The sequence below is a fragment of the Kitasatospora sp. NPDC048365 genome (genome assembly GCF_043200835.1).
Classification (GTDB): domain Bacteria; phylum Actinomycetota; class Actinomycetes; order Streptomycetales; family Streptomycetaceae; genus Kitasatospora; species Kitasatospora terrestris.
Window position 1 is genome coordinate 1 of record NZ_JBICYJ010000068.1, and the last position, 23,404, is coordinate 23,404.

24 protein-coding genes are annotated in these 23,404 nt (G+C 73.7%); 13 read left to right on the forward strand and 11 right to left on the reverse strand.

Going from position 1 to position 23,404, the window contains the following annotated elements:
• Positions 1 to 91: 91 nt before the first annotated feature.
• Both ACGFX4_RS38585 and ACGFX4_RS38590 read right to left on the reverse strand, forming a co-directional pair.
• Positions 92 to 388: a DUF1905 domain-containing protein gene (locus ACGFX4_RS38585; protein ID WP_345699653.1), complete on the reverse strand. Its 297-nt coding sequence runs from the start codon at positions 386 to 388 to the stop codon at positions 92 to 94.
• A gap of 30 nt (positions 389 to 418) precedes the next feature.
• On the reverse strand, positions 419 to 985 hold the full coding sequence (locus ACGFX4_RS38590) for a PadR family transcriptional regulator (protein ID WP_393085351.1): 567 nt from the start codon (positions 983 to 985) through the stop codon (positions 419 to 421).
• An 81-nt stretch (positions 986 to 1,066) separates the two neighbouring features.
• Here ACGFX4_RS38590 and ACGFX4_RS38595 point away from each other — a divergent pair, with 81 nt between their 5' ends.
• On the forward strand, positions 1,067 to 1,486 hold the full coding sequence (locus tag ACGFX4_RS38595; RefSeq protein ID WP_393085353.1) for a nuclear transport factor 2 family protein: 420 nt from the start codon (positions 1,067 to 1,069) through the stop codon (positions 1,484 to 1,486).
• Complete coding sequence (locus ACGFX4_RS38600; RefSeq protein ID WP_393085354.1) at positions 1,483 to 2,259, forward strand: SGNH/GDSL hydrolase family protein; 777 nt, start codon at positions 1,483 to 1,485, stop codon at positions 2,257 to 2,259. The genes ACGFX4_RS38595 and ACGFX4_RS38600 overlap by 4 nt, the downstream gene beginning before the upstream one ends.
• A 285-nt stretch (positions 2,260 to 2,544) precedes the next feature.
• Here the strand turns inward: ACGFX4_RS38600 and ACGFX4_RS38605 are convergent, their stop codons facing one another.
• The 3 genes from ACGFX4_RS38605 to ACGFX4_RS38615 all read right to left on the reverse strand — a co-directional run bounded on the left by ACGFX4_RS38605 (position 2,545) and on the right by ACGFX4_RS38615 (position 5,037).
• Complete coding sequence (locus tag ACGFX4_RS38605) at positions 2,545 to 3,105, reverse strand: GNAT family N-acetyltransferase (protein WP_393085356.1); 561 nt, start codon at positions 3,103 to 3,105, stop codon at positions 2,545 to 2,547.
• A gap of 74 nt (positions 3,106 to 3,179) precedes the next feature.
• On the reverse strand, positions 3,180 to 3,782 hold the full coding sequence (locus tag ACGFX4_RS38610; protein WP_393085358.1) for a TetR/AcrR family transcriptional regulator: 603 nt from the start codon (positions 3,780 to 3,782) through the stop codon (positions 3,180 to 3,182).
• Positions 3,783 to 3,843: 61 nt separating this feature from the next.
• Positions 3,844 to 5,037: an amino acid deaminase/aldolase gene (locus ACGFX4_RS38615; protein WP_393085360.1), complete on the reverse strand. Its 1,194-nt coding sequence runs from the start codon at positions 5,035 to 5,037 to the stop codon at positions 3,844 to 3,846.
• A 151-nt stretch (positions 5,038 to 5,188) separates the two neighbouring features.
• Between ACGFX4_RS38615 and ACGFX4_RS38620 the strand changes: the two genes are divergently transcribed.
• Positions 5,189 to 6,499 (forward strand): D-arabinono-1,4-lactone oxidase, encoded by a 1,311-nt coding sequence (locus ACGFX4_RS38620; protein WP_393085362.1) that lies wholly within the window; start codon positions 5,189 to 5,191, stop codon positions 6,497 to 6,499.
• 222 nt (positions 6,500 to 6,721) lie between these two features.
• A complete protein-coding gene (locus ACGFX4_RS38625) occupies positions 6,722 to 8,707 on the forward strand; it encodes an APC family permease (RefSeq protein ID WP_393085410.1) in 1,986 nt (661 codons plus the stop codon).
• A gap of 60 nt (positions 8,708 to 8,767) precedes the next feature.
• On the opposite strand, the gene ACGFX4_RS38630 is transcribed toward ACGFX4_RS38625, so the two are convergent.
• On the reverse strand, positions 8,768 to 9,181 hold the full coding sequence (locus tag ACGFX4_RS38630; RefSeq protein ID WP_393085364.1) for a VOC family protein: 414 nt from the start codon (positions 9,179 to 9,181) through the stop codon (positions 8,768 to 8,770).
• 59 nt (positions 9,182 to 9,240) lie between these two features.
• Positions 9,241 to 9,870, reverse strand: coding sequence for a DUF2306 domain-containing protein (locus ACGFX4_RS38635; RefSeq protein WP_393085366.1), 630 nt, complete (start codon positions 9,868 to 9,870; stop codon positions 9,241 to 9,243).
• 208 nt (positions 9,871 to 10,078) lie between these two features.
• On the opposite strand from ACGFX4_RS38635, the gene ACGFX4_RS38640 reads away from it, so the two are divergent.
• Together ACGFX4_RS38640 and ACGFX4_RS38645 are read left to right on the forward strand one after the other, a co-directional pair.
• The gene (locus tag ACGFX4_RS38640) at positions 10,079 to 11,206 is read left to right on the forward strand and encodes a sensor histidine kinase (RefSeq protein ID WP_393085368.1); all 1,128 of its coding nucleotides are present in this window, start codon (positions 10,079 to 10,081) and stop codon (positions 11,204 to 11,206) included.
• Positions 11,203 to 11,907 (forward strand): response regulator, encoded by a 705-nt coding sequence (locus tag ACGFX4_RS38645; protein WP_393085369.1) that lies wholly within the window; start codon positions 11,203 to 11,205, stop codon positions 11,905 to 11,907. Before ACGFX4_RS38640 ends, ACGFX4_RS38645 begins: the two co-directional genes overlap by 4 nt.
• Before the next feature lie 298 nt (positions 11,908 to 12,205).
• Here the strand turns inward: ACGFX4_RS38645 and ACGFX4_RS38650 are convergent, their stop codons facing one another.
• From ACGFX4_RS38650 to ACGFX4_RS38660, 3 genes are all read right to left on the reverse strand, one after another.
• Entirely contained in the window at positions 12,206 to 13,123 is a 918-nt protein-coding gene (locus ACGFX4_RS38650; RefSeq protein ID WP_393085371.1) for a hypothetical protein, read from the reverse strand.
• On the reverse strand, positions 13,120 to 13,647 hold the full coding sequence (locus tag ACGFX4_RS38655; protein WP_393085412.1) for a SigE family RNA polymerase sigma factor: 528 nt from the start codon (positions 13,645 to 13,647) through the stop codon (positions 13,120 to 13,122). Before ACGFX4_RS38655 ends, ACGFX4_RS38650 begins: the two co-directional genes overlap by 4 nt.
• Positions 13,648 to 13,778: 131 nt before the next feature.
• Positions 13,779 to 14,237 carry a GNAT family N-acetyltransferase gene (locus ACGFX4_RS38660; protein WP_393085373.1) on the reverse strand — a complete coding sequence of 153 codons (459 nt, stop codon included), beginning with the start codon at positions 14,235 to 14,237 and terminating at the stop codon, positions 13,779 to 13,781.
• A 44-nt stretch (positions 14,238 to 14,281) separates the two neighbouring features.
• Here ACGFX4_RS38660 and ACGFX4_RS38665 point away from each other — a divergent pair, with 44 nt between their 5' ends.
• The 3 genes from ACGFX4_RS38665 to ACGFX4_RS38675 all read left to right on the forward strand — a co-directional run bounded on the left by ACGFX4_RS38665 (position 14,282) and on the right by ACGFX4_RS38675 (position 17,676).
• A complete protein-coding gene (locus ACGFX4_RS38665) occupies positions 14,282 to 14,938 on the forward strand; it encodes a LysE family translocator (protein WP_393085375.1) in 657 nt (218 codons plus the stop codon).
• 232 nt (positions 14,939 to 15,170) lie between these two features.
• Positions 15,171 to 16,484: an MFS transporter gene (locus ACGFX4_RS38670; protein WP_393085376.1), complete on the forward strand. Its 1,314-nt coding sequence runs from the start codon at positions 15,171 to 15,173 to the stop codon at positions 16,482 to 16,484.
• A gap of 160 nt (positions 16,485 to 16,644) precedes the next feature.
• Positions 16,645 to 17,676, forward strand: a complete 1,032-nt coding sequence (locus tag ACGFX4_RS38675; protein WP_393085378.1) for a LacI family DNA-binding transcriptional regulator — start codon at positions 16,645 to 16,647, stop codon at positions 17,674 to 17,676.
• A gap of 49 nt (positions 17,677 to 17,725) precedes the next feature.
• Here the strand turns inward: ACGFX4_RS38675 and ACGFX4_RS38680 are convergent, their stop codons facing one another.
• On the reverse strand, positions 17,726 to 18,112 hold the full coding sequence (locus tag ACGFX4_RS38680; protein WP_393085380.1) for a hypothetical protein: 387 nt from the start codon (positions 18,110 to 18,112) through the stop codon (positions 17,726 to 17,728).
• A 299-nt stretch (positions 18,113 to 18,411) separates the two neighbouring features.
• Here ACGFX4_RS38680 and ACGFX4_RS38685 point away from each other — a divergent pair, with 299 nt between their 5' ends.
• The 4 genes from ACGFX4_RS38685 (at position 18,412) to yjfF (ending at position 23,088) form a co-directional block, all read left to right on the forward strand.
• Positions 18,412 to 19,395: an ABC transporter substrate-binding protein gene (locus ACGFX4_RS38685; protein WP_393085382.1), complete on the forward strand. Its 984-nt coding sequence runs from the start codon at positions 18,412 to 18,414 to the stop codon at positions 19,393 to 19,395.
• Between the two features lie 101 nt (positions 19,396 to 19,496).
• Positions 19,497 to 21,020 (forward strand): sugar ABC transporter ATP-binding protein, encoded by a 1,524-nt coding sequence (locus tag ACGFX4_RS38690; RefSeq protein WP_393085384.1) that lies wholly within the window; start codon positions 19,497 to 19,499, stop codon positions 21,018 to 21,020.
• Entirely contained in the window at positions 21,017 to 22,120 is a 1,104-nt protein-coding gene (locus tag ACGFX4_RS38695) for an ABC transporter permease (protein ID WP_393085386.1), read from the forward strand. Before ACGFX4_RS38690 ends, ACGFX4_RS38695 begins: the two co-directional genes overlap by 4 nt.
• Complete coding sequence (gene yjfF / locus ACGFX4_RS38700; protein WP_393085388.1) at positions 22,117 to 23,088, forward strand: galactofuranose ABC transporter, permease protein YjfF; 972 nt, start codon at positions 22,117 to 22,119, stop codon at positions 23,086 to 23,088. The genes ACGFX4_RS38695 and yjfF overlap by 4 nt, the downstream gene beginning before the upstream one ends.
• Positions 23,089 to 23,404 lie beyond the last annotated feature (316 nt).

The window sequence follows — 23,404 nt, forward strand, 5'->3', positions numbered from 1 at the left end:
CATGGACTCCCTCGTCGGCGCCGCCGATGCACGCACCCCAACGACGCCCCGCCCGCCCTTCGGGCGGACGACGGGGGTTTGAAGACGGACCCTAGAGCAGTTCGACGCCGACCGTCGCGGTGTCACCGGGGAGCAGGGACTCGGCCGTGCGGACGGCGCGCTTGACCGGCAGCACGTAGCAGCCGCTCGTGCTGTCCGGGAAGACCGAGGTCTGCCAGCTGGTGGCCCCGATGGTGACGCGGACGCGCTGCGAGCCGAAGCCGCGCCGGGGGCCGGCGCCGCGGTCGCGGATCTCGTCGGAGGCGTCGGCGGGCAGGGTGACGAAGGTCCAGCTGTCGGAGCGCCGGGCGTCCCAGATCCACAGCTCCGCGTCGAAGGTGAACCGCATGCGCCCAGGATGGCACGCCGGTGCCCCGCCTCAGTGCCGGACGGCCGCCCGCCCGTCCAGGACCCGCAGGGCCACCTCGCCCCAGCGGACGTTCTCCTGCTCGAAGGCGATGCCGCGCAGCAGCGTGAGGTACGGCCCGACCCGGTCCGCCTCGGCCAGGTGCTGCTCCTCGGACCGGTCGCCGAGCAGCCGTCCGCGCAGCCGCTCGTAGCGGGCGAGCTTGGCGCGGGACCAGTCCGTGCGTTCGGCGACCGCCTCCCGGACCGCGGCGGCGTCGCCCGCGTCGACGCACTGCACCTTGACCAGCAGCTCGTCGCGGATGGTGCTGGGCCTGGCGGGGAGTTCCGCGGTGTAGGCGTGGACGGCGGCGAGCCCGGCGTCGGTGAGCGAGAACAGGCGCTTGTTGGGGCGCTTCTCCTGCTCGACGGTCCGGGCGCTGATCAGGCCGTCCGCCTCCATGCGGTCGAGCTCGCGGTAGAGCTGCTGGGGGGTGGCCATCCAGAAGTTGGCGACCGAGGCGTCGAACCCCTTGGCGAGGTCGTAGCCGGATGCCTCGCCCTCCAGCAGGGCGGCCATCAGTGCGTTCCGCAGAGCCATGCGGTCAACGTAGCACCCGTGGCATACTCACCGACACACCTATTCAATTCGGTGACTATGGACGAACCTGGAGCTGAGCCGATGCACCCCTTCCGCAAGGCCGTCGAGGACCGTGACGAGCAGGCCATCACCGCGCTGCTCGCCGAGAACGTCGTGTTCACCAGCCCGGTCGCGTTCAAGCCGTACCCGGGCAAGCCCATCACCGCGGCGATCCTGCGCGGCGTGCTGCGGGTCTTCGAGGACTTCCGCTACGTCCGGGAGATCGCCGACCCGGGCGGCCGCGACCACGCCCTGGTGTTCACCGCCACCGTGGACGGCCGCGAGATCAACGGCTGCGACTTCCTGCACTTCGACGAGGACGGGCTGATCGACGACTTCACCGTGATGGTGCGGCCGCTCTCCGCCGCGCAGGCGCTGTCCGCGGCGATGGGCGCGCAGTTCGAGCGGATCGCCGCGGAGGCGGCGGCGGAGGCGGGAGCCGCCGCGGAGCGGGAGCGGTGACGGCGTACCGGCGCTTCGTCGCGCTGGGCGACTCGCAGACCGAGGGCCTCGGCGACGGCGACGAGACGTCCGGCCACCGGGGCTGGGCCGACCGGCTCGCCGAACAACTCGCCGCCGGTGGAGCGGGGTTCACGTACGCCAACCTCGCGGTGCGGGGGAAGCGGGCCGCCGAGATCCGCGCGGGCCAGCTGGCGGCGGCGCTCGCGCTGCGGCCCGACCTGGCGAGCGTGATGGCCGGGATGAACGACCTGATCCGCCCCGGGTGCGAACCGGACGCGGTCGCGGGGGAGTTGGAGGCGATGTACGCCGCGCTGACGGAGAGCGGGGCGCGGGTGATCACCTTCACCTTCCCCGACCTCACCCGGATCGTGCCGGTCGCCGCGCCGCTGCGGCCCCGGCTGCTCGACTTCAACACCCGGATTCGGGAGGCGGCGGCCCGGCACGGCGTGCTGGTCGTCGACACCTCGGGGTACGAGGTCAGCGTCGACCCGCGGCTGTGGAGCGGCGACCGGCTGCACCTCGCACCGCTCGGCCACGCCCGGATCGCCGCCGCGGCGGCGGACGCGCTGGGCCTGCCCGGCAGCGACGGCAACTGGCGCGAGCCGCTGCCGCCGCTGCCCCCGGCCCCGGTCTGGCGCCGGGCCGCCACCGAACTCGCCTGGGCCGGACGGTTCCTCGGCCCCTGGCTCGGCCGCCGCCTCACCGGCCGTTCCTCCGGCGACGGCCGCACCGCGAAGCGCCCCCTCCCGCTGCCGGTGACCCCCGCCGGCTGACCCAGCCACCCGCCTGCCAGCATGCACCGCCGACGCCCACCGACCTGCCGCGAAGCGGCGCGGGAAGGGCACCGGCCGGGACGACCGTGCCTGCGCATCCGTCCGCCGCCGGGGGAGGTCGGCGGCGAGCGGTGGGCGGCGCTGGGCCGAGTGCCCGCCGACTGCCGCTGCCCCCGCCGCCGGCGGTCCCGCGGCAGCGCCGGGGCGGCAAGCGGAATGCCGAGGCCTGCGCGTCCGTCCGCCGGTGGCGGTTGCGCGGGTGGCGGAGGGCGGGCGGCGGCGGGGTCAGGCCCGGTCGGCCGGGATGGGCTTCCACTCCTCGCGGAGGAGGCCGAGGAGGACGCGGTCGTAGTAGTCGCCGGCGAGTTGGACGGCCTGGCGGCGGCGGCCCTCCTCCTGGAAGCCGAGGCGGGTGAAGGCGCGCAGGGCGCGTTCGTTGCCGCTCCAGGTGTCGAGTTCCAGGCGGCGCAGCGGGTACGCGCCGAAGAGGTGGTCGACCAGCAGTGCGAGGGCCTGGGAGCCGTGGCCGCGGCCCCAGTACGCGCGTTCGCCGATGGTGACGCCGAGGGTGGCGGCGCCGCCGTAGGGGTCGAGGTCGCGGTAGTCGGCCATGCCGATGGGGCGGCCGTCGGTGCGGTCCTCGATGGTGAGGACGGCTTCCTTGAGCGGGACGAGGCGCAGCATCGACTCGAAGGCGATGGCGAGTCCTTCGGCCGTCACCGGTCCGAAGCAGGGGTCGCCGGCGGCGGCCCAGCGGACCACCTCGGGGTCGTTGCGCCAGCGCAGGTGGTGTTCGGCGTCGTCGGCGCGCAGGGCGCGCAGCCGGACCAGGTCGCCTTCGAGCAAGGTGCTGTCTCCCGTCGGAGGGGTGTGATGACGTGAAGATCATCTCCCGTCCGGGCGGACTTGATCAACGGGCGTCAGGCGCCGCGCGGGCGGGCGACGGAGACGAGGTAGCGCGCGTACTCGTCGAGGGCGGCGGCGGTGAGCTCCTCGTCGCGGTCGATCAGCCAGGTGAGGGTGAGGCCGTCGAGCATCCCCATGCCGTAGCGGGTGAGGACCGGCAGCGGCACCGTCCACTCGACGTCGGCGAGCTGGGCGAGGGCCTCCAGCGAGGTGCGCACGGTGCTCAGGTAGTGCTGGTACTGGCGGCGGGCGAGGTCGGTGAGGCCGGGCTGGCGCAGCGCGTACTGGGTGAGTTCGTAGGTGAGCAGCTGTTCGTCGGGGCTCTGCCGGATGCGGTCCCAGTAGGCGTGCAGGGCGGTGCGGACGACCTGCTCGGGCGGGCCGGCGGCGGTGACGGCGCCCAGCGCGGGGACCAGCGAGCGGGCCATGATCCGTTCGACGACGCTCTGCAGCAGCTCCTCCTTGGAGCGGAAGCAGTAGTGGAAGGCGCCGAGCGGCAGTCCGGCCTCGGCGACCACGGCGCGGGTGGTGGCCTTGGCGACGCCGTCGCGGATCATGACCCGGATCGCCGCCTCGATCAGCTCCTCGCGGCGCTCGTCGGCGGATCGGCGGTTCATGCGGGGCTCCTGGGGCTCCGGGGGCGGCGGACGCCTGGCACGTTACCGGAGGCCGGGGCGGTCACAGGAAGGTCCGGTCCTCGCCGCGGTAGGTGGGCACCTCGTCGACGATCCGGCCGTCCTCGACCAGGTGCAGCCGGTCGATCCGCTCGCACAGCTCGCCGGCCTTGGCGTGCCGGAACCAGACCCGGTCGCCGATCCGCAGCCGGTCGGCGGCGGCTCCGAGGAGCGGTGTCTGCACCTCGCCGGCGCCTTCGCGGGGGAGCAGGCGGAGTCCGGCGGGCCAGACGGGGGTCGGCAGCCGGTCGGGGCCGGCCGGGCCGGAGGCGATCCAGCCGCCGCCGAGCACGGTGACGTGCCGGGGTGCGGGGCGGCGGGTGACGGTGAGCGCGAAGTACGCGGCGGGGCGCGGGGTGAAGGCGCGGTAGTGGTCGAACAGGACGGGCGCGTACAGGCCGGAGCCGGCGGCGAGTTCGGTGACGGCGGACTCCGCGGCGGTGGACTCCAGGCTGCCGGTGCCGCCGCCGTTGACGAATTCCAGCGGGGCCACGTCGAGGACGGCGCGGACGGCGGCGGCCCGCCGTTCGGCCAGTTCGCGGGCGGAGGCGCGCTGCATCGCGCGGACGCCGGCCCGCTGCAGCGGCGACCCCGGGGCGTTGTCGGCCATCCCGGCGATCTGGCCCTCGTACGCCATCACGCCGACCAGGTGCAGCCGGGGCCGGGCGAGGACGGCGCGGGCGAGCGCGCCGACGGTGTCGGGGGCGTGCAGCGGGGAGCGCCGCATGCCGAGGTGGACCCGGCCGCCGAGCAGGCGCAGCGAGGCGTCCAGGTCGAGGCAGACCCGCAGCCGGGGGCCGGTCTCCCCGGCGGCGGCCGCGAGCAGGTCGAGGTGCTCGACGCAGTCGGCCATCAGGGTGACGCGGGCCGCGGCCCGCTCGTCGGCGGCGAGTTCGGCGAGCGATCCGGGGTCGGCGCAGGGGTAGCCGACCAGGATGTCGCCGGCCTCCTCGCCGAGGGCGCCGGCCAGCCAGCGGGCCTCGGGCACGGTGAAGGCCATCACGCCGCGGAAGCCGGGTACCCGCAGGGTGCGTTCGATCAGGGCCCGGCAGCGCAGCGACTTGCTGGCCAGCCGGATCGGCTTGCCGCCGGAGCGGCGGACCAGCTGGTCGGCGTTGGCGCGCAGCGCGTCCAGGTCGACGACGGCGAACGGCGGGCGCAGCTCGGCGGTCGCCTGCCGCAGGTGCTCGATGCTCACGGGCGGGGTCCTCTCACGGGGCCGGCCGGGGTTCCTGGGGCGAAACCATGACTTGGTCGGGCGTCCAAGTCAAGGGTGTCGGACGGTTGACTTGGACAGTCGACCAAGTTCATCCTTCCGTGCAACACCGGGCCGACGAGGAGTGCGGGACATGACGGGTACGTGGCGCAACTGGGCGGGCAACGAGCAGGCGCGGCCGGTCCGCGTGGTCGCCCCGCGCGACGCCGGAGAGGTCGCCGAGGCGGTCGCCGCCGCCGTCCGGGACGGCCACCGGGTCAAGGCCGTCGGCGCCGGCCACTCCTTCACCCCGATCGCCGTCGCCCCCGGCGTCCAGCTGCGCCTGGACCGCCTGGACGGGCTCGTCGAGGTCGACGCGGCGAGCGGACTGGTCACCGTCGGCGCCGGCATGCCGCTGTGGCGGCTCAACCCGCTGCTCGCCGAGCACGGCCTCGCGATGGAGATCCTCGGCGACATCGACCGGCAGACCGTCTCCGGCGCCATCTCCACCGGCACGCACGGCTCCGGCGTCCGCTTCGGCGGCATCGCCACCCAGGTGCGCGGGCTCGAACTCGCCCTCGCCGACGGCACCCTGGTGCGCTGCTCGGCCGAGGAGCGGCCCGACCTGTTCGCCGCCGCCCGGGTCGGCCTCGGCGCGCTCGGCGTGATCACCCGGGTCACCCTGCAGTGCGTGCCGCTGTTCGCCCTGCACGCCCGCGACACCGCGATGCCGGTCGCCGAGGTTCTCGACGGCGTCCAGCAACTCGCCGACGACAACGACCACTTCGAGTTCTTCTGGTTCCCGCACAGCGAGACCGCGCTGACCCGGCGGTTCACCCGGCTGCCCGGCTCCACCCCGCTGCGCCCGGTGCCCGCCCTCACCCGGCGCCTCGACGAGGCGCTGATGGGCCCCGGCTTCGAGGCGCTCTGCCGGATCGGCACCCGCTTCCCCGGCACCGTCCGCCCGATCGCGCGCTTCTCGGCGAAGGCGATGTCCGCCCGCGAGTGGACCGACCTGTCGTACCAGGTCTTCGCCTCGCCGCGCGAGGTGCGCTTCCTGGAGAGCGAGTTCGCCGTTCCGCGCGAGCACGCGGCGGACGCCCTGCGGGAGATCGGGCAGTGGATCGACCGCCACGACGAGCGGGTCTCCTTCCCGATCGAGGTCCGGTTCGCCGCCGCCGACGACATCTGGCTCTCCACCGCCCACGAGCGGGAGAACTGCTACATCGCCGTCCACCAGTACCACCGGATGCCCCACCAGCGGTACTTCGACGCCTGCCAGCGGATCCTCTCCGCCTACGGCGCCCGCCCGCACTGGGGCAAGATGCACACCCTCACCGCCGACGAGCTGCGCCCGCGCTACGCGCGCTTCGACGACTTCACCGCCCTGCGCGACGCCCTCGACCCGGCGGGCGTCTTCACCAACCCCTACCTCGACCGCGTGCTCGGCCCGGTGCCCGAATAGTTCGTTTCGTTCCGGTTGAGGCGCCCCGGGTCGACGATATTAGCGATTCCTTAACGCCTGCCCCAGCGGCCTGCTGACGGGCTCGCGCACCTGTTCTGAGCTGCGGAAACGTGTCGTCCGGCGGGTGCGGGAGGCCGGGTTGTCTTCTGGTCGGGGGCCCCTAGTCTCGCTGGGGTGTTCAACGTGCCCCAGGCGCTCAAGCGCCTCGTGATCGGCAAGGCCATGCGCAGCGAGGAGCTGGGCGAGACGCTGCTGCCCAAGCGGCTGGCGCTGCCGATCTTCGCTTCCGACCCGCTGTCCTCGGTGGCCTACGCGACCGGCGAGATCCTGCTCGTCCTGACCGTGGGCGGCACCGCCTTCCTGTACCTGACGCCGTGGGTGGCGGCGGGCGTGGTCGCGCTGATGGCGGTGGTGGTGATGTCCTACCGGCAGGTGGTGCACGCCTACCCGTCGGGCGGCGGCTCGTACGAGGTGGTGTCGACGAACCTCGGTCCGAGCGCCGGTCTGGTGGTGGCGGCGTCGCTGCTGGTCGACTACGTGATGACGGTGGCGGTGTCGGTCGCCTCGGGCGTGGACAACATCATCTCGGCGTTCGGCGGACTGGCCGGCTACCGCGTCGCGTTGGCGGTGGGGTTCGTCGCTCTGCTGGCGGCGATGAACCTGCGTGGTGTCCGGGAGTCCGGGAAGGCGTTCGCGGCGCCGACGTACCTGTTCATCGGCGGGATCCTGCTGATGGTGGTGACCGGGCTGATCCGGGTGGTCTTCGGGGACGACCCGCAGGCGCCGACCGCCGCGTTCGGGATCAGTCCGGGCGAGGGCGGCGACAACCTCGCCGGTCTCGGCCTGCTGATGCTGGGCCTGCGGGCGTTCGCCTCGGGCTGCACCGCGCTGACCGGCGTGGAGGCGATCTCCAACGGCGTGCCGGCGTTCCGGGCGCCGAAGTCGAAGAACGCCGCCTCCACCATGAGCGCCATGGGCATCGTCGCGGTGCTGATGTTCATCGGCGTCACGGTGCTGGCGATGACCTCGCACGTGCACTACGTCGACGACGCCTGCCAGTTGACCGGCATCGCCGGCGACTGCGCGAACTACACGCAGCAGACGGTGATCGCGCAGCTGGCGTCGACGTTCCTGGGCGGCGACAACAGCATCCTGTTCTACTTCATCCAGACGGTGACCGCGCTGGTCCTGATCCTGGCCGCGAACACCGCGTTCAACGGCTTCCCGCTGCTGGCGTCGATCCTGGCCCAGCACCGCTACCTGCCGCGGCAGATGCACACCCGCGGCGACCGGCTGGCGTTCTCCAACGGCATCATCGCGCTGGCGGTGGTGGCGGGCGGGCTGCTGTGGTTCTACAAGGCGGACGTCACCAGCCTGATCCACCTGTACATCCTGGGCGTGTTCACCTCGTTCACGCTGTCCCAGGTCGGCATGGTCCGGCACTGGAACCGCACGCTGGCCGACGAGTCCGATCCGGCGGTGCGGGCGGGGGCCCAGCGCTCGCGGGTGATCAACGGGCTGGGCGCGGTGACCACCGCGCTGGTGCTGGTGATCGTGCTGATCACCAAGTTCACCCAGGGCGCGTGGCTGGCGGTGCTGGCGGCGGTGCTGCTGTGGCTGATGATGCGGGGGATCCGCCGGCACTACGACGCGGTCTCGGCGGAGCTGGCGGTGGAGGACCCGCGGGCCGAGTCGGTCAAGCCCTCGAAGGTGCACGGCGTGGTGCTGGTCTCCAAGCTGCACAAGGCCACCCTGCGGGCGCTGGGCTACGCGGAGGCGTTCCGCCCGGACACCCTGGAGGCCCTCACCGTCGCGGTGGAGCAGGACGCCACCGACGAACTGCGCGGCCAGTGGGACGCGTACGGGATCGAGGTGCCGCTGAAGGTCCTCGACTCGCCGTACCGGGAGATCACCAAGCCGGTGGTTCAGTACGTGCGCGACTACCGCCGGGCCAGCCCGCGCGAGGCGGTGGCGGTCTTCATCCCGGAGTACGTGGTCGGCCACTGGTGGGAGCACCTGCTGCACAACCAGTCGGCGCTGTGGCTGAAGTCCCGGCTGCTGTTCACCCCGGGCGTGATGGTGATCAGCGTGCCCTGGCAGCTCGCCTCCGCCCCGCGCGCCGACCGGCCGGCCCGCCGCGCCCCCGGCGCCGCGCGGCGCGGCGAGCCCGCGCAGACCCGCACCGAACGCGAGCCCGAGCGCGTCTGACCCGACGGTTCGGACCCCCTTCGATGCCCCGGACGGCACCCGCCGGCCGGGGCACGCGGGTCAGGCGGGGGTGCCGGCGATGTTGACCATCCAGGTGATGCCGAAGCGGTCGACGCACATGCCGAAGACGTCGCCCCACATCTGCTTCTCCAGCGGCACGCCGACCTGGCCGCCCGCCGACAGCTTCTCCCAGTACCCGCGCAGTTCGGCGTCGTCGTCCCCGCTGAGGCTCACCGAGATGTTGGTACCGGGCTTGTACTCCATGCCGGGCGGGGTGTCGGAGGCCATCAGCGTGAAGCCGCTCGGGGTCTCCAGCATCGCGTGCATGATCTTGTCGGCCAACTCCGCGGGCGCGCCGCCGAAGTCGCCGAAGGTGCTCAGCGTCAGCGTGCCGCCGAAGGTGTCCCGGTAGGACTCCATGGCCTGCCGGGCGGTGCCGTCGAAGCTGATGTAGGGGTTGAGCCGGGTTGCCATCGGGACGCGCTCCTTGGACGGGTGAGGGTGAGGAGTGGCGAGGTGCCGGTGCCGGGAGTCTAGGCACCCCGTGCGGCGATTCGCCCCTTGTCGCGCCGGAATGTCGCGATCAGCCGCTCCGCCACCACCAGGTCGATCAGCCAGGACGCCCACGCGCCGGTGACGTACACCGGCCCGAACGGCAGGCCGGCGGCGCCCAGCAGCACCAGCCACAGCCGGAAGGTGACACCGGTGAAGATCAGCGCGTACGACCGGGTCGCCCACACCCGGTGCCGGACCAGGTCGCGCCGACGGGCCGTCACCACCGCGGCCACCGTGGTCACCAGCACCAGGACGGCGAGCACCGCGAAGCCCAGCGGCGCGAGCGGCGGGTACAGGCCGCTGGGCGCCAGCAGCAGCCCCCCGACGGCGGTCGCCACGGCGCACAGCGCGTACAGCCGGCCGGTCAGCCGGTGCAGCAGCGGCCGGCGGGCCCGCAGCCGGGGGAGGAACTGCCACGGGCCCAGCACCAGCGCGCCGACGGCACCCCCCACGTGCAGGGCCAGCGGGACCAGGTGCGCCAGGTAGACGGCCCGCTGCTCGGGCAGGAAGGTCTCGGGGTCGAGGGTCAGGTAGCGGGCGGAGAGCGCCGCGACGGCGAGGGCGAGCACGGTGACGGTGAGCCAGCCGGCCCTGGAGCGAGAGGTCATGCCGAGGACGGTAGGCAGCCCGGTCGCGGGCGGCGTCCCCCCGCCGGGGGCCCGACGGCTACCCCAGCGGGGGTACACCGGGCCGCCGGCCCCCAGGGGTACCCGGAGATGCCCCGGAGAACCGGTGCGCCCACGGCCCGCCGCTGGCTACCCTCCTGGAAGCCGCCGCCGTACGGGCGGTCCCGCACCGATCGGAGGCACCGGCTCGATGCGCGCCGTCCCCGCCCGCCCCGGCCTCCGGCCGCTCCCGCTGCGCCCCCTGCTCGCCGAGGGCGGCCCCGCGCTCGCCCTGCTCGCCGCGATGCTCCTCGAACGCGCCCGCGCGGCACCGGAGATCGGCCCCCGGATGCCGGCCGCCGTCCTGCTGGCCCTGGTGCTCGCCGGGGCGGTCGCCGCCCGCCGCCGTGCCCCGTTCGCCGCGTACCTGGTCGGCACCGCCGCCCTCGCCGCGGAGTCGCTGCTGGTGCTCGCCAGCCCGGTCTCCCCGTACGCCAACCTGGTCGGCGTGCACGCCCTCGGCCTGTACGCCACCCGTTCCCGGGCCCGGCTGGGGCCGCTCGCCGTCCTGCTCGGCATGGCCGGCTACTTCGCCGGGGAGGCCCGCACCTACCCCGTCGTCCCGGTCGGGGCGCTGGCGCTGTGGCTGGCCATCTGGGCGCTCGGCTACGGCACCGCCCGCCGCCAGGACGAGCAGGACGCCCGCCGGCTGCTCGCGGCGGAACGGATCGCCGCTGAGGAACGCGCCCGGATCGCCCGCGACGTGCACGACCTGCTCGGACACTCGCTCAGCCTGATGCTCGTCCAGGCCGGCGCCGCCCGCCGCCTGCTCGACCGCGACCCCGGACGCACCCGCGACCTGCTGCGCGACGTGGAGGCCACCGGCGGGCAGGCACTCGGCGAACTCGACCGGGTCCTCGGCCTGCTGCGCCGCGCCGACCCCGACGCCGGCACCCCCGCCGAACCCGGACTCGCCGAGCTGCCCGGGCTGCTCGACCGGATCGCCCGGGCCGGCGGCCCTCGGATCACCGCCCGGATCGACCCCGCCACCCGCACCCTGCCCGCGACGGTCGACCGCTGCGCCTACCGGATCGTCCAGGAGGCGCTCACCAACACCGTCCGGCACGCCCACGCGACGACGGTGGACGTGGTCGTCGGCCACGACCCGGACCGGCTGACCCTGGAGATCGACGACGACGGCCGCGGCACCCCCGACGGCTACCACCCCGGCCGCGGCCTGCTCGGCATCGCCGAACGGGTCGCGCTGCTCGCCGGACGGGTCGAGCACGGCCCCGGCGAACGCGGCTTCCGGCTGCGCGCCGTGCTCCCGCTGCGGTGAGCGGGACCGGCCGGCCCGGCCCGGTGCGGGTGCTGATCGCCGACGACGACGCGCTGCTGCGGGCCGGCCTCGACCTGGTCCTCGGCACCGCGGACGGCGTGGAGGTCGTCGGCACGGCGGGCGACGGGGTGCAGGCGGTCGAGCTGTGCCGACGGCTCGTCCCCGATGTGGTGCTGATGGACGTCCGGATGCCCGGCCACGACGGCGTCGAGGCGACCCGCCGGATCACCGCGGCCGGACTGCCGACCAGGGTCCTGGTGCTGACCACCTTCCAGCACGACGACTACGTCTGGGGCGCGCTCCGGGCCGGCGCCGCGGGCTTCCTGCTCAAGCGGGCCTCGCCCGAGCGGCTGATCGACGCGGTGCGGGCCGTCGCCGCCGGCGACGCCGTCCTCGACCCGGCCGTCACCCGCGACCTGCTCGGCCACCTGCTCGCGGCGGGCCCGGCCGCCGACCCGGCACCCCCGGCCCCCGCCGAGGGGCCGCTCGACGCGCTCACCCCGCGCGAGCGCGAGGTCCTGCGGCTGGCCGCCGAGGGCCGGCCGAACGCGGACATCGCGGCGAGCCTGCTGCTGGCCGAGTCCACGGTGAAGACCCACATCAAGCGGATCCTCGCCAAACTCGGCGCCCACGACCGCTCCCAGGCGGTCGCCGCCGCCTACCGGCACGGCCTGATGGCCCCCGAACGCCGATCCCCGTGAGCCCGGGGCCCGGGTGGTCGGCGGTCGCGCCCCGCCGCCGCCCCGGCCCGGGGCGGCGGGAGGGCGGCACGAGGACGGAGGTGCCCGGCCACGGTGGGGGTCGCGGCCGGGCGGTCGGTGGGGGACTGTCCCGTCGGGCGGGCCGGCGCGTCCTGCGCACGGTTCCACTCCCCAGTTGCCGCCGGGGCGCCAAAGGTTGCCGCGGGATCCGAGAAATTTTCCGGCGGCTTCGGGGCCCTGTGCCGGGCCCTGTGTCGGAGCCTCCGCCGGGCCCTCCGCCGGGCCCGTTCGGTCGGCCTCAGGGCGCGGTGGAGAACCCCTCCCACGCCGGTGCCGGCCCCAGGCCGACCGCCGCCTGTACGTGGTAGCCGTCGCCGCTGTACTGCCGGTCGGCCGCGTGGGTGTACTGCCCGGCGAACACGTACGACCCCGGGGGCAACGTGACACCGGACCGCAATGCCCAGCGGTACACCAGGTACCCGCCCTCCTCCCGGGCCGTGAACACGAAGTCCCCGCCCGAGCGGGACTGCCAGTGCCCGGCCTCGGCGACGCCGGGGGTGAGGGCGATCCGCAGATCGACACCGAGCACCGTCAGCGGCTCGTCGGTCCGCACCGTGACGTTGTTCTGCGCCCAGTAGTCGTTGCTGGTCGGATCGACCACGCCGTCCGACCACAGCGGGCCGTCGTGCGTCCCGCCGCCCCCGCCGATGCCGCCGCCGACCCGGGGCGAGGAGGGCGAGGTCGTCCGGGAGCGCTGCTGCGTCGAGGAGGCGGACGGCGGCGGCGCGGGGCTGCCCGTGGCGCCGGCGGTGGCCGCGGCCGAACCGGTGGTCTGCGGCGACGGCGAGGACTGCGGTCCGGCGGGCTCGGAGGGCGAGGCCGGGGCCGAGGCGGTCGAGGTGTCCGGCGCGGGGGAGGGGGTGCCGGGCGCGAGTGCGGTGCGCACCGGCTGCGGGGCGGGGGACTGCCCGATCGCGGCCACCGCGAACCCGCCCGCGACGGTCACGCCGATGGTGGCCGCGGCGGCCATCGCGGCCTTCGGCCACCACGGCAGGGAGGCCGCCCGGCGGCGGCCCGGCTCCGCGTCCGGCCGCTGCACGCCGCGTTCGACGCGGGCGAGGATCCGGGCCCGGTCGGGGCGGTGGGCCTCGGCGGCGCCGCGCAGCAGGGCGGTCGTGTCGGGCGGCGAGGACGGCTGCTTCCGGTCGTCGGTCACCGGCTCCCCCTTCCGGCCAGGTGCCCGGCGGCTCGTGGGCCGAGCAGCAGCTGGAGTTCGGCCAGCCCCTTGGAGGTCTGGCTCTTCACCGTACCGACCGAGATCCGCAGTTGTTGCGCGGTCTCGCGTTCGGACAGGTCGAAGGCGTGTCGCAGCACCACGCAGGCCCGCTTGCGGAACGGCAGCCGGGCGAGCGCGGCACGGACGTCCATGATCGCTGCCACGTCCGGACCCTCGACCGGTTCCGGGAAGCGCGACCAGAACAGCATCGTCCGTCGCCGCTCCCGGACCAGTCCGCGGATCCGCGCGCGGGCGAGGTTGACCACCACGCCGCGGGCGTACGCGAGCGGCTGGTCGGCCTGCCGGACCCGGTCCCAGCGGTGCCACAGCGCCACCAGGGCATCGGCGGCGAGGTCGTCCGCGGCGTCCGTCTCACCGGTCAGCAGATGGGCGAGACGGGCGAGTTCGGCGTGGTGGCGTTCGAAGAAGTCGTGGAACTCCGCGGACGCCTCGTCGAGGATGATGTCCGTGGTACGGCCTCTTCCGGGGGTGAGAACATTCGTCCGTGAACGTTCTCAGGTCAGCACGGGCGGCGGTAGCGTAGCAGTGATGTTCGCGCAGGTGGACCCCCTGTGCACCCGTCAATTCGACCGGATCACAGGGCTGCTGAGGAGCCGGGCGCCCGGAGCATGAAGACGTCGACCGGGTCCTCGGAGGTCAGGGCGAAGCCGTGCCGCTCGTACAGGCGGCGGGCCGGGCTGCCCTGCAGGACGTTCAGCCGCACCGGCCGCCCCGCCCGGTCGCAGTCGGCCAGCAGCCCGCGCAGCACCGCCCCGCCGACGCCCCGCCCCTGCTGCCCGGCCGCGAGGTAGAAGTGCTCCAGCCAGTGCCCGTCCTCGGCCGGCCGCAGCGCCACCGAACCGGCGAGCCGCCCCTCCACCTCGATCACCCAGGTGTGCGCCGCGACGAACCCGTCCCGGAACCGCTGCCGCACGCGCGTCCCGTCGTAGCGGCCGAGCCGCTCCAGGTCCGGCCGCATCACCTCGGCGCGGAGCTCGGCGATCGGCTCCACGTCCGCGGCGGTGGCGGGACGGAGCGTCCACGTGGTGGTCATGGGCAATTCCTTCCGACGGTTCTGTTGACCTACGATGCCGAGCCATGGCAATGAGCACTGCGCTGTGGTCGTTCGCCCTCGTCGTGGGGCTCCTGACACTGACACCCGGCCTCGACACGGCCCTGATCCTGCGCACCGCCGCGCTCGGCCGGCGGCGGCGCGCCCGCGGCGTCGTGCTCGGGATCCAGACCGGCACCCTGCTGTGGGGCGCGGGCGCCTCGCTCGGGGTGACCGCGCTGCTGACCGCCTCCCGCCTCGGGTACGAGGTGCTGCGCTGGGGCGGGGTCGCCTACCTGGTGTGGATGGCGGCCCGGATGGTCCACGGCAGCTTCCGCGGATCCCCGCAGCACGGCACCGACGGCACCGATGGCAGCGACGACCGCGACGGCCGTGACAGCCGCGACAGCCTCGCGGCCGGCTGGCGGCAGGGTACCCTCACCAACCTGCTCAACCCCAAGGTGGGGGTGTTCTACGTGGCCGTACTGCCGCAGTTCATCCCGGCCGGGGCACCGCACTTCACCACCGGCCTGCTGCTGACCTGCGTGCACGTCGTGCTCGGCGTGCTCTGGTCGGCGGTGCTGATCGCCTCCGCCGCCGCACTCGGCGCCCGGCTGCGCCGCCCCGAGGTCCGCCGCCTGCTCGACCGCATCACCGGCACGGTGGTCGCGGCATTCGCCGTCAAACTCGCCCTCGGCGACTGACCCGCACTCGGCCCCCCCGCAGCCCCGGGTACCACCGCCACGTTCCGCCGACCCGTTCCATCACTTCGGACCGCTGCCGCGCTCTGCTGCTCGGCTCGGCCGACCCGCTCCGCCGCCGAGCCTCGGCGCTCCGCCCGGCCGATTCGCCCCGCTGCCTCGCACCGCCGTCCTGTGACGCTCTCCCGGTCGCCCGGGCGGCGCGCACCCGCTTCCGACCGAGACCGGACGTGACATGACCGCCAAGCCACCGGCCGACCCAGCCCCCGACCCCGACGCCGCACCCGACGCCGCACCCGACCGTGCCCGGGCACAACAGCACACCCTGCGCGTGCTGGTCGCCTCGCAGGTGCTCAGCGGCGCGGGCCTCGCCGCCGGAGTGACCGTCGGGGCGCTGCTCGCGCAGGACATGCTGCACTCCACCGGACTCGCCGGCCTGCCCAGCGCCCTGTTCACCGCCGGCTCCGCCCTCGCGGCGGTCGCCGTCGGCCGGATCTCCCAGGCCCGCGGCCGTCGGCCGGGCCTCGCCGCCGGCTACCTGGCCGGAGCCGTCGGCAGCGCGGGCGTGATCACGGCGGCGGTCCTGGACAACGCCGTGCTGCTCTTCGCCGCGCTGTTCGTCTACGGCGCGGGCACGGCCACCAACCTCCAGGCCCGCTACGCGGGTGCCGACCTCGCCGACTCGAACCACCGGGCCCGCGCGGTGTCCACCGTGCTGGTCGCGACCACCCTCGGCGGTGTGCTCGGTCCGAACCTGGCCGCGCCGACCGGCCACCTCGCCGGGGCGTTCGGCATCCCGCACCTCGCCGGGCCGTTCCTGCTGTCCGGTGCCGCGTACGCGCTCGCCGCGCTCGTCCTCGCGCTGCGCCTGCGCCCGGACCCGCTGCTGCTCGCCCGCGCCCTCGCCGAGGCCGAGGCGGACGCTGCGGCTGCGTCCGGGGCCGGCTCCGCCCCGCGGGGCACCGCGGGCAGCGGCGACCCGCGGGGCGTGCTGGTGGGCGCACTGGTCATGGTGCTCACCCAGCTGGTGATGGTGGCGATCATGACGATGACCCCGGTGCAGCTGCACGACCACGGGCACGGCACCGCCGCGACCGGACTGGTCATCGGCATCCACATCGGTGCGATGTACCTGCCCTCGCCGATCACCGGCCGGCTGGTCGACCGCTACGGGCGCCGCCGGCTCGCCGTCGCGTCCGGCCTGGTCCTGCTGGCGGCCGGGCTGCTCGCGGCGCTGGCCCCGGCCGACTCGGTCGCCCTGCTCGCGCTGGCCCTCGCCCTGCTCGGCATCGGGTGGAACCTCGGTCTGGTCTCCGGGACGGCGATCGTCACCGACACCGTGCCGCTGGCCACCCGCGCCCGGACGCAGGGTCTGGTCGACGTCTCGGTCGCGCTGGCCGGTGCGACCGGCGGCATGGCGTCGGGTCTGGTGGTCGCCGCGACGAGCTACCCGGTCCTGGCGGTGGCGTGCGGGATCCTCTCGCTGGGCGTCCTGCCCGCCGTCGCCGCCTCCAGCGTCGCCGGCCCGCGCACGGCGGGCGCCCGGTGAGCGACCCCGGCCCGGTCCGGGCCGACCTGCCTCTCAGCCGGCCGGGCCGGCCGGTTGTTAACGTGAACATATACGCTGGACTGTGTGGACATGAGACAGTGGCACCGCCGCGTACCGGACGTGGCGGACGGTCGGACCGGGGCACCAGTGGGGGCTGCGCGTGGGAACTGAAGCGGTCGGTACGGAGGCGCGCCTGCCGGTGATGGCGGACGTCGCGAAGCTGGCCGGCGTCTCCCACCAGACGGTGTCCCGGGTGCTCAACGGCGCCCCGCACGTCCGGCCGGGCACCCGGGAGAAGGTGCTGGCCGCGATCCGCGAGCTCGACTACCGCCCGAACTCCGCCGCCCGCGCCCTGGTCACCCGCCGCTCCCAGACCCTCGGCGTGGTCAGCTTCGACTCCACCCTGTACGGGCCCGCCTCCATGCTCGACGGCATCGAGCGGGCCGCCCGCACCGCCGACTACTTCGTCAGCGTCGCCAGCCTGCGCTCGCTGGACAGCCGATCCGTCCAGGAGGCCGTCGACCGGCTGCGCGACCAGGGCGTGGAGGGCGTCGTGGTGATCGCGCCGCAGATCTCCGCGGTCAGCGCGGTCGCCAAGCTCTCCAGCTCGGTGCCGGTCGTCGCGGTCGGCTCCGGCAGCCAGGCCCGGGTGCCGATGGTCTCGGTCGACAATCGGGCCGGCGCCGAGGCCGCCACCCGGCACCTGCTCGACCTCGGGCACCGCACCGTCCACCACCTCGCCGGGCCGTCCGGCTGGATGGAGAGCCGCGACCGCCAGGACGGCTGGCGGCAGACCCTGGAAGCCGCCGGGGCCCGGGTCCCGCAGGTGGAGAGCGGCGACTGGAGTGCCCGCTCCGGCTACGAGGCGGGCCGCCGGATCGCCCAGGACCCCGAGGTCAGCGCCGTCTTCTGCGCCAACGACCACATGGCGCTCGGCCTGCTGCGCGCCCTGCACGAGGCGGGCCGCGCGATGCCCGGCGACATCAGCGTGATCGGCTTCGACGACATTCCCGAGGCGGCGTACTTCACCCCGCCGCTGACCACCGTCCGCCAGGACTTCGGCGAGCTCGGCCGCCGCGCCCTCGAACTCCTCCTCGAGGAGCTCGCGGGCGTCACCCACACCCGCAGCCACGTCCAGATCTCCCCGGAGATGGTCCTCCGCCGCAGCGCCGGCCCGGCCCGCCGGGGCTGAGCGGCCCTGCGGGGCCGAGCGGGGCCGTGGAGCGGCCGGGCGCGGGGCGCTACGCGTACCGCCGGACCGTGATGTCCTTCGACCGCCGCGGCTCCGGTGTCGGGTCGGAGTCGGCGAGGCCGAGCATCCGGTCGGGTTGCCCGGCGAAGTACTCCCAGCAGGGCGTGGAGTCGCGCCGCTCGAAGGCGAGGATCGGCCCGTCCGTGCCGCGCTTTCCGTGTCCGTACAGCATGACCCGGACCGAGTCGTCGATCCGCTCCGTGCCGAAGGAGCACGGGAAGTCGTACAGGTGCACGCGGATGTCTCCGCCGTTCCGCGCGATCGCGTCCGCCGGCGGGCGCAGCACCTCGCGCTCGTAGCGCGCGGGGTCGTCCAGGACAGCCTCGGCGGGTTCCAGCCGGTACCGGTCGCGGGGGGATGCGCAGTACGGGTCCATGGCGAGGATCCGGCCCGGCCCGCTCCAGGTGTTCCAGCACGTGCCCGCTGTAGTGCGACCTGCCCGACCGGGTTCGGGGTTGTGCTGAACTCTGCACGATCAGAAGCAAGTTGCGATCCGTCAGATCCTGTCGGCAGATGCCGGAGCAGCCTGGTCAAGATTGGGTAACGGGGTGCGAGGGTCTTGCCCGGCTGAATTGTGAGCGTTAACAATCTCCCTCGAAGCGAAACGGCGCCGGCACATCGCGTTCACGTGGCCGTGTCGTCCGTGCGATCGACGATCCGAGAGGAAGTCCCACCATGTCCAAGAGAGCTGCGGCGGCCCTGGTCGCCGGTGCGATGGTCACCGTCCTCACCGCGTGCGGTTCCGGCGGTGGCGGGGGCTCGGCCGACAAGGGCTCCGGCCGCAAGCTCGTCGTGGGCTTCTCGCAGGTCGGTGCGGAGAGCGGCTGGCGCACCGCGAACACCAAGTCGGTCCAGGAGTCCGCGAAGAAGGCGGGCATCGAGCTGAAGTTCTCCGACGCGCAGCAGAAGCAGGAGAACCAGATCAAGGCGATCCGCTCGTTCATCCAGCAGAAGGTGGACGTGATCGCCTTCTCACCGGTGGTGGAGTCGGGTTGGGACACCGTGCTGAAGGAGGCGAAGGACGCCAAGATCCCGGTGATCCTGACCGACCGGGCGGTGGACTCCAAGGACGACTCGCTCTATGTCACCTTCCTGGGCTCGGACTTCGTCGAGGAGGGCAAGCGGGCCGCCGACTGGCTGGTGAAGGAGTACCAGGGCAAGTCCGGCGAGGTGAACATCGTCGAGCTGCAGGGCACCACCGGTTCGGCGCCGGCCAACGACCGCAAGTCGGGCTTCGGTGACGTGATCAAGGCGGACGCGAAGTTCAAGGTGGTCGCCTCGCAGACCGGTGACTTCACCCGCGCCAAGGGCAAGGAGGTCATGCAGGCCTTCCTGAAGGCCCAGCCGAAGATCGACGTGCTGTACGCGCACAACGACGACATGGCGCTGGGTGCGATCCAGGCGATCGAGGAGGCCGGCAAGAAGCCGGGCAGCGACATCAAGATCATCTCGGTGGACGGGGTCAAGGACGCCTTCACCGCGATGAGCCAGGGCAAGATCAACGTGGACGTCGAGTGCAACCCGCTCCTCGGTGACCAGCTGATGGACCTGGTGAAGAAGGTCAAGGCCGGCGAGCAGGTGCCGAAGCGGATCAAGACCGAGGAAGGCGTCTTCACCCAGGACCAGGCCGCCGCCGCGCTGCCCACCCGCCAGTACTGACCCGGACCGCCCCCGCCCGGGGAGCGGCCCCCCGCCCGGGGAGCGACCCCCGGGCGGGGGGAGCACCGGACGCGTTGGCGAACGACGAGAGGAGAACCGGGGTGCAGCGGCAACCGGTCCTGGAAGTGCGGGGGATCCGCAAGGAGTTCCCCGGGGTGGTGGCGCTGGACGGGGTGGACTTCCGGCTCTTCCCCGGCGAGGTGCACGCCCTGATGGGGGAGAACGGCGCCGGAAAGTCCACCCTGATCAAGGTGCTGACCGGCGTCCACCCGGCCGACGGCGGCGAACTGGTGCTGGACGGCCGGCGGACGGTGATCGCCGGTCCGCTGCAGGCCCAGCAGGCGGGCATCAGCACCGTCTACCAGGAGGTGAACCTCTGCCCGAACCTGTCGGTCGCGGAGAACATCTTCATCGGCCGTGAGCCGCGCCGCCTCGGTCTGATCGACTGGGCCGAAATGCGGTGCCGGGCAGCCGAGTTGGTCCGGACGCTGGAGCTGGACATCGACGTCAGCGCACCGCTGGACAGCCACTCCATCGCCGTCCAGCAGCTGGTCGCCATCGTCCGCGCGGTGGCCGTCTCCGCCAAGGTGCTGATCCTGGACGAGCCGACCTCCAGCCTCGACCGCGAGGAGGTCAGCCAACTCTTCACCGTGATGCGGAGGTTGCGCGATCAGGGGGTCGCCATCCTGTTCGTCTCGCACTTCCTCGACCAGATCTACGAGATCTGCGACCGGATGACCGTGCTGCGGGGCGGCCGGCACGAGGGCGAGTACCTGACGAGCGAGCTGAACCAGGTCGAGCTGGTCTCCCGGATGATCGGTGCCGAACTCGCCGGACTCGACCGACTCGCCGGTGGCAAGCGCCGCGAGCGCGCCGTACCGGCCGGCGACCGGGCCTTCCTGCAGGCCGACGGCCTGGCCCGGAAGGGCGCCGTCGAACCCTACGACCTCGTCATCCGGCCCGGCGAAGTGGTCGGCCTGGCCGGCCTGTTGGGCTCCGGCCGGACCGAGGCGGCCCGGCTGCTGTTCGGCGCCGACCACAAGGACCGGGGCACCCTGCGGATCAACGGCACCGAGACCGACCTGCGCGGCCCGCGGGACGCGATCGCCCACGGCATCGCCTTCTGCTCGGAGAACCGCAAGACCGAGGGCCTGGTCGGCGAGTTGACGGTCCGGGAGAACATCGTCCTCGCCCTGCAGGCGGCCCGCGGCTGGGCCCGGCCGCTCTCGCGCACCGCGCAGGACGAGCTCGCCCTGCGCTGGATCCGCGCCCTCGACATCCGCCCCGGCAACCCCGAGGCGCTGGTCCGCAACCTCAGCGGCGGCAACCAGCAGAAGGTCCTGCTGGCCCGGTGGCTGATCACCGACCCGAAGCTGCTGATCCTCGACGAGCCCACCCGCGGCATCGACATCGGCGCCAAGGCCGAGATCCAGAGACTGGTCGCCGACCTCGCCGAGCAGGGCATGGCGGTGCTGTTCATCTCCGCCGAACTGGAGGAGGTGCTGCGGCTCAGCCACCGGGTCGGTGTGCTGCGCGACCGCCGGATGGTCGCCCACCTGCGCAACGACGGCGGGCTCACCCCCGAGCGCGTCATGGCCACCATCGCGAGCGGAGCGGAACATTGAGCACGGCACCGACCACCGGCGGGGTCAGGGCGGTGATCCGGTACCGGCTGTTCTGGCCGGCCGCGGTGCTGGCCGTCCTGCTGCTGGCCAACCTCGCCTTCACGCCGGACTTCTTCGCCGTCCACCTCAAGGACGGCCACCTGTATGGATCGCTGATCGACATCCTGCACTTCGGCGCGCCGCTGATCCTGGTGTCGCTCGGCATGACCCTGGTGATCGCCACCGGTGGCATCGACCTGTCGGTCGGCTCCACCGTCGCCATCGCCGGCGCCCTCGCCTGCCTGCACATCGGCGAGTCCGCCGACCCGGGCAGCCTCGGCACGGTCCTCGCGGCCGTCGGCATCGCCCTGGGTACGGCGCTGGTCCTGGGCCTGGCCAACGGAGTCCTGGTGGCCAGGATCGGCGTGCAGCCGATCATCGCCACCCTCATCCTGATGGTCGCCGGCCGAGGCGTGGCCCAACTCATCACCGACGGCCAGATCATCACCGTCACCAGCGAGCCGTACAAGCTGATCGGCGGCGGCTACTGGCTGGCCATGCCGTTCGCGATCCTGCTCAGCGGCCTGGTCGCGCTGCTCGCCGCCCTGCTCACCCGTTCCACCGCGCTCGGCCTGCTGCTGGAGTCGGTCGGCGGCAACCCGGTGGCCAGCCGGCTGGTCGGCATCCGGGCGATGCGCCTGATCTGCCTGGTGTACGTCTTCAGCGCGCTCTGCGCGGCGGTCGCCGGACTGATGGTCTCCTCCAACGTCTCCGCGGCCGACGGCAACAACGCGGGCCTGTGGATCGAGCTGGACGCCATCCTCGCGGTGGTGGTCGGCGGGACCTCGCTCACCGGCGGCCGGTTCTCGATCGGCGGCACCGTGATCGGCGCGCTGATCATCCAGACCCTCTCCACCACCGTCTACACCGTCGGCATCCCGCCGGAGACCACCCTGGTCTTCAAGGCCTTCGTGGTGATCACCGTCTGCCTGATCCAGTCGCCCAACTTCCGCGCCAAGCTGGCCCGCCGCCGCGGCGGCGCGGGACGGGGTGCCGCCCCCCGGCAGCGGTCCGCGGCCGGTGCGACCACCGCCACGACCAACCGGGAGGTCGGCGCATGAACGCCAACACCCTGCTGACCAGGATGCGCGGACAGGTCCCGCTGCTGGTCACCTCCGTCCTGCTGGTGTCGATGTTCACCGCCGGCTCGGTCCAGTACGAGGGCTTCTTCTCCGGGCAGGTCCTGCTCAACCTGCTGATCGACAACGCCTTCCTGCTCGTCGTCGCGGTCGGCATGACCTTCGTGGTGCTGACCGGAGGCATCGACCTGTCGGTCGGCGCGGTCGTCGCGCTGTCCACCATGGTCTCCGCCTGGCTGGTGGAGCGGCACGGCTGGCCACCGCTGCTGGTCATCCCCCTGGTCCTGCTGATGGGCACGGTGGGGGGCTGGGTGATGGGGTGGGTGATCCACGCTTTCGAGATCCAGCCGTTCATCGTCACGCTGGCGGGCATGTTCCTGGCCCGCGGCCTCTGCTACACCATCAGCATCGAGTCGATCTCGATCACCGACCCGTCGTACACGGCGATGGCGCAGACCCGGATCCCGCTCGGCGACCTGTTCGTCTCGCCGAGCGTGGTGATCGCCCTGCTGGTGATCGCGGCCGGATTCGTGGTGCTGCACCACACCCGGCTCGGACGGAACGTGTACGCGCTCGGCGGGAGCGAGCAGTCCGCCCTGCTGATGGGACTGCCCGTCGGACGGACCAGGACCACCGTGTACGCGATCAGCGGCTTCTGCTCGGCGCTCGGCGGAGTCCTGCTGACCTTCTACATGCTCTCCGGGTACGGCCTGCACGCGGTCGGACTGGAACTCGACGCGATCGCCGCGGTGGTGATCGGCGGCACCCTGCTCACCGGCGGCTCCGGCTACCTGCTCGGCACCGTCCTCGGCGTCCTGGTGCTGGGCCTGATCCAGACCGTCATCAGCTTCCAGGGCACCCTCAGCTCGTGGTGGACCCGGATCGTGATCGGCGGCCTGCTGTTCGTCTTCATCGTCCTCCAGCGCCTCATCACCACCCGCCGCCCCTGACACCCCGGCCGCCCCTGCCCGGCCGCCCGGCCCCGCCGGAGCGGCCCGGGGCCGACCCGCCCGTCCGGCTTCGCCCAGGTGTGGCCCTGCGGGCGGTGAGGGGTGCCTTGACAGGGGAATTGTGAGCGCTAACAATCCTGCTGTGGCTCCGCCGGGTCCACCGGCTCCCCGCTTCGCCGGGTGGCCCCGCGCGGTTCCCGTTCCGCTCCTCCGGAGGGTGAGGCCGGCGGAACACCAGCCGGCCGCCGGCACCGCAGCGTTGCGGGACCGCCGGCGGCCGGCGCCCCACCCGTCCCGTCCCCATTCCGATGCACCG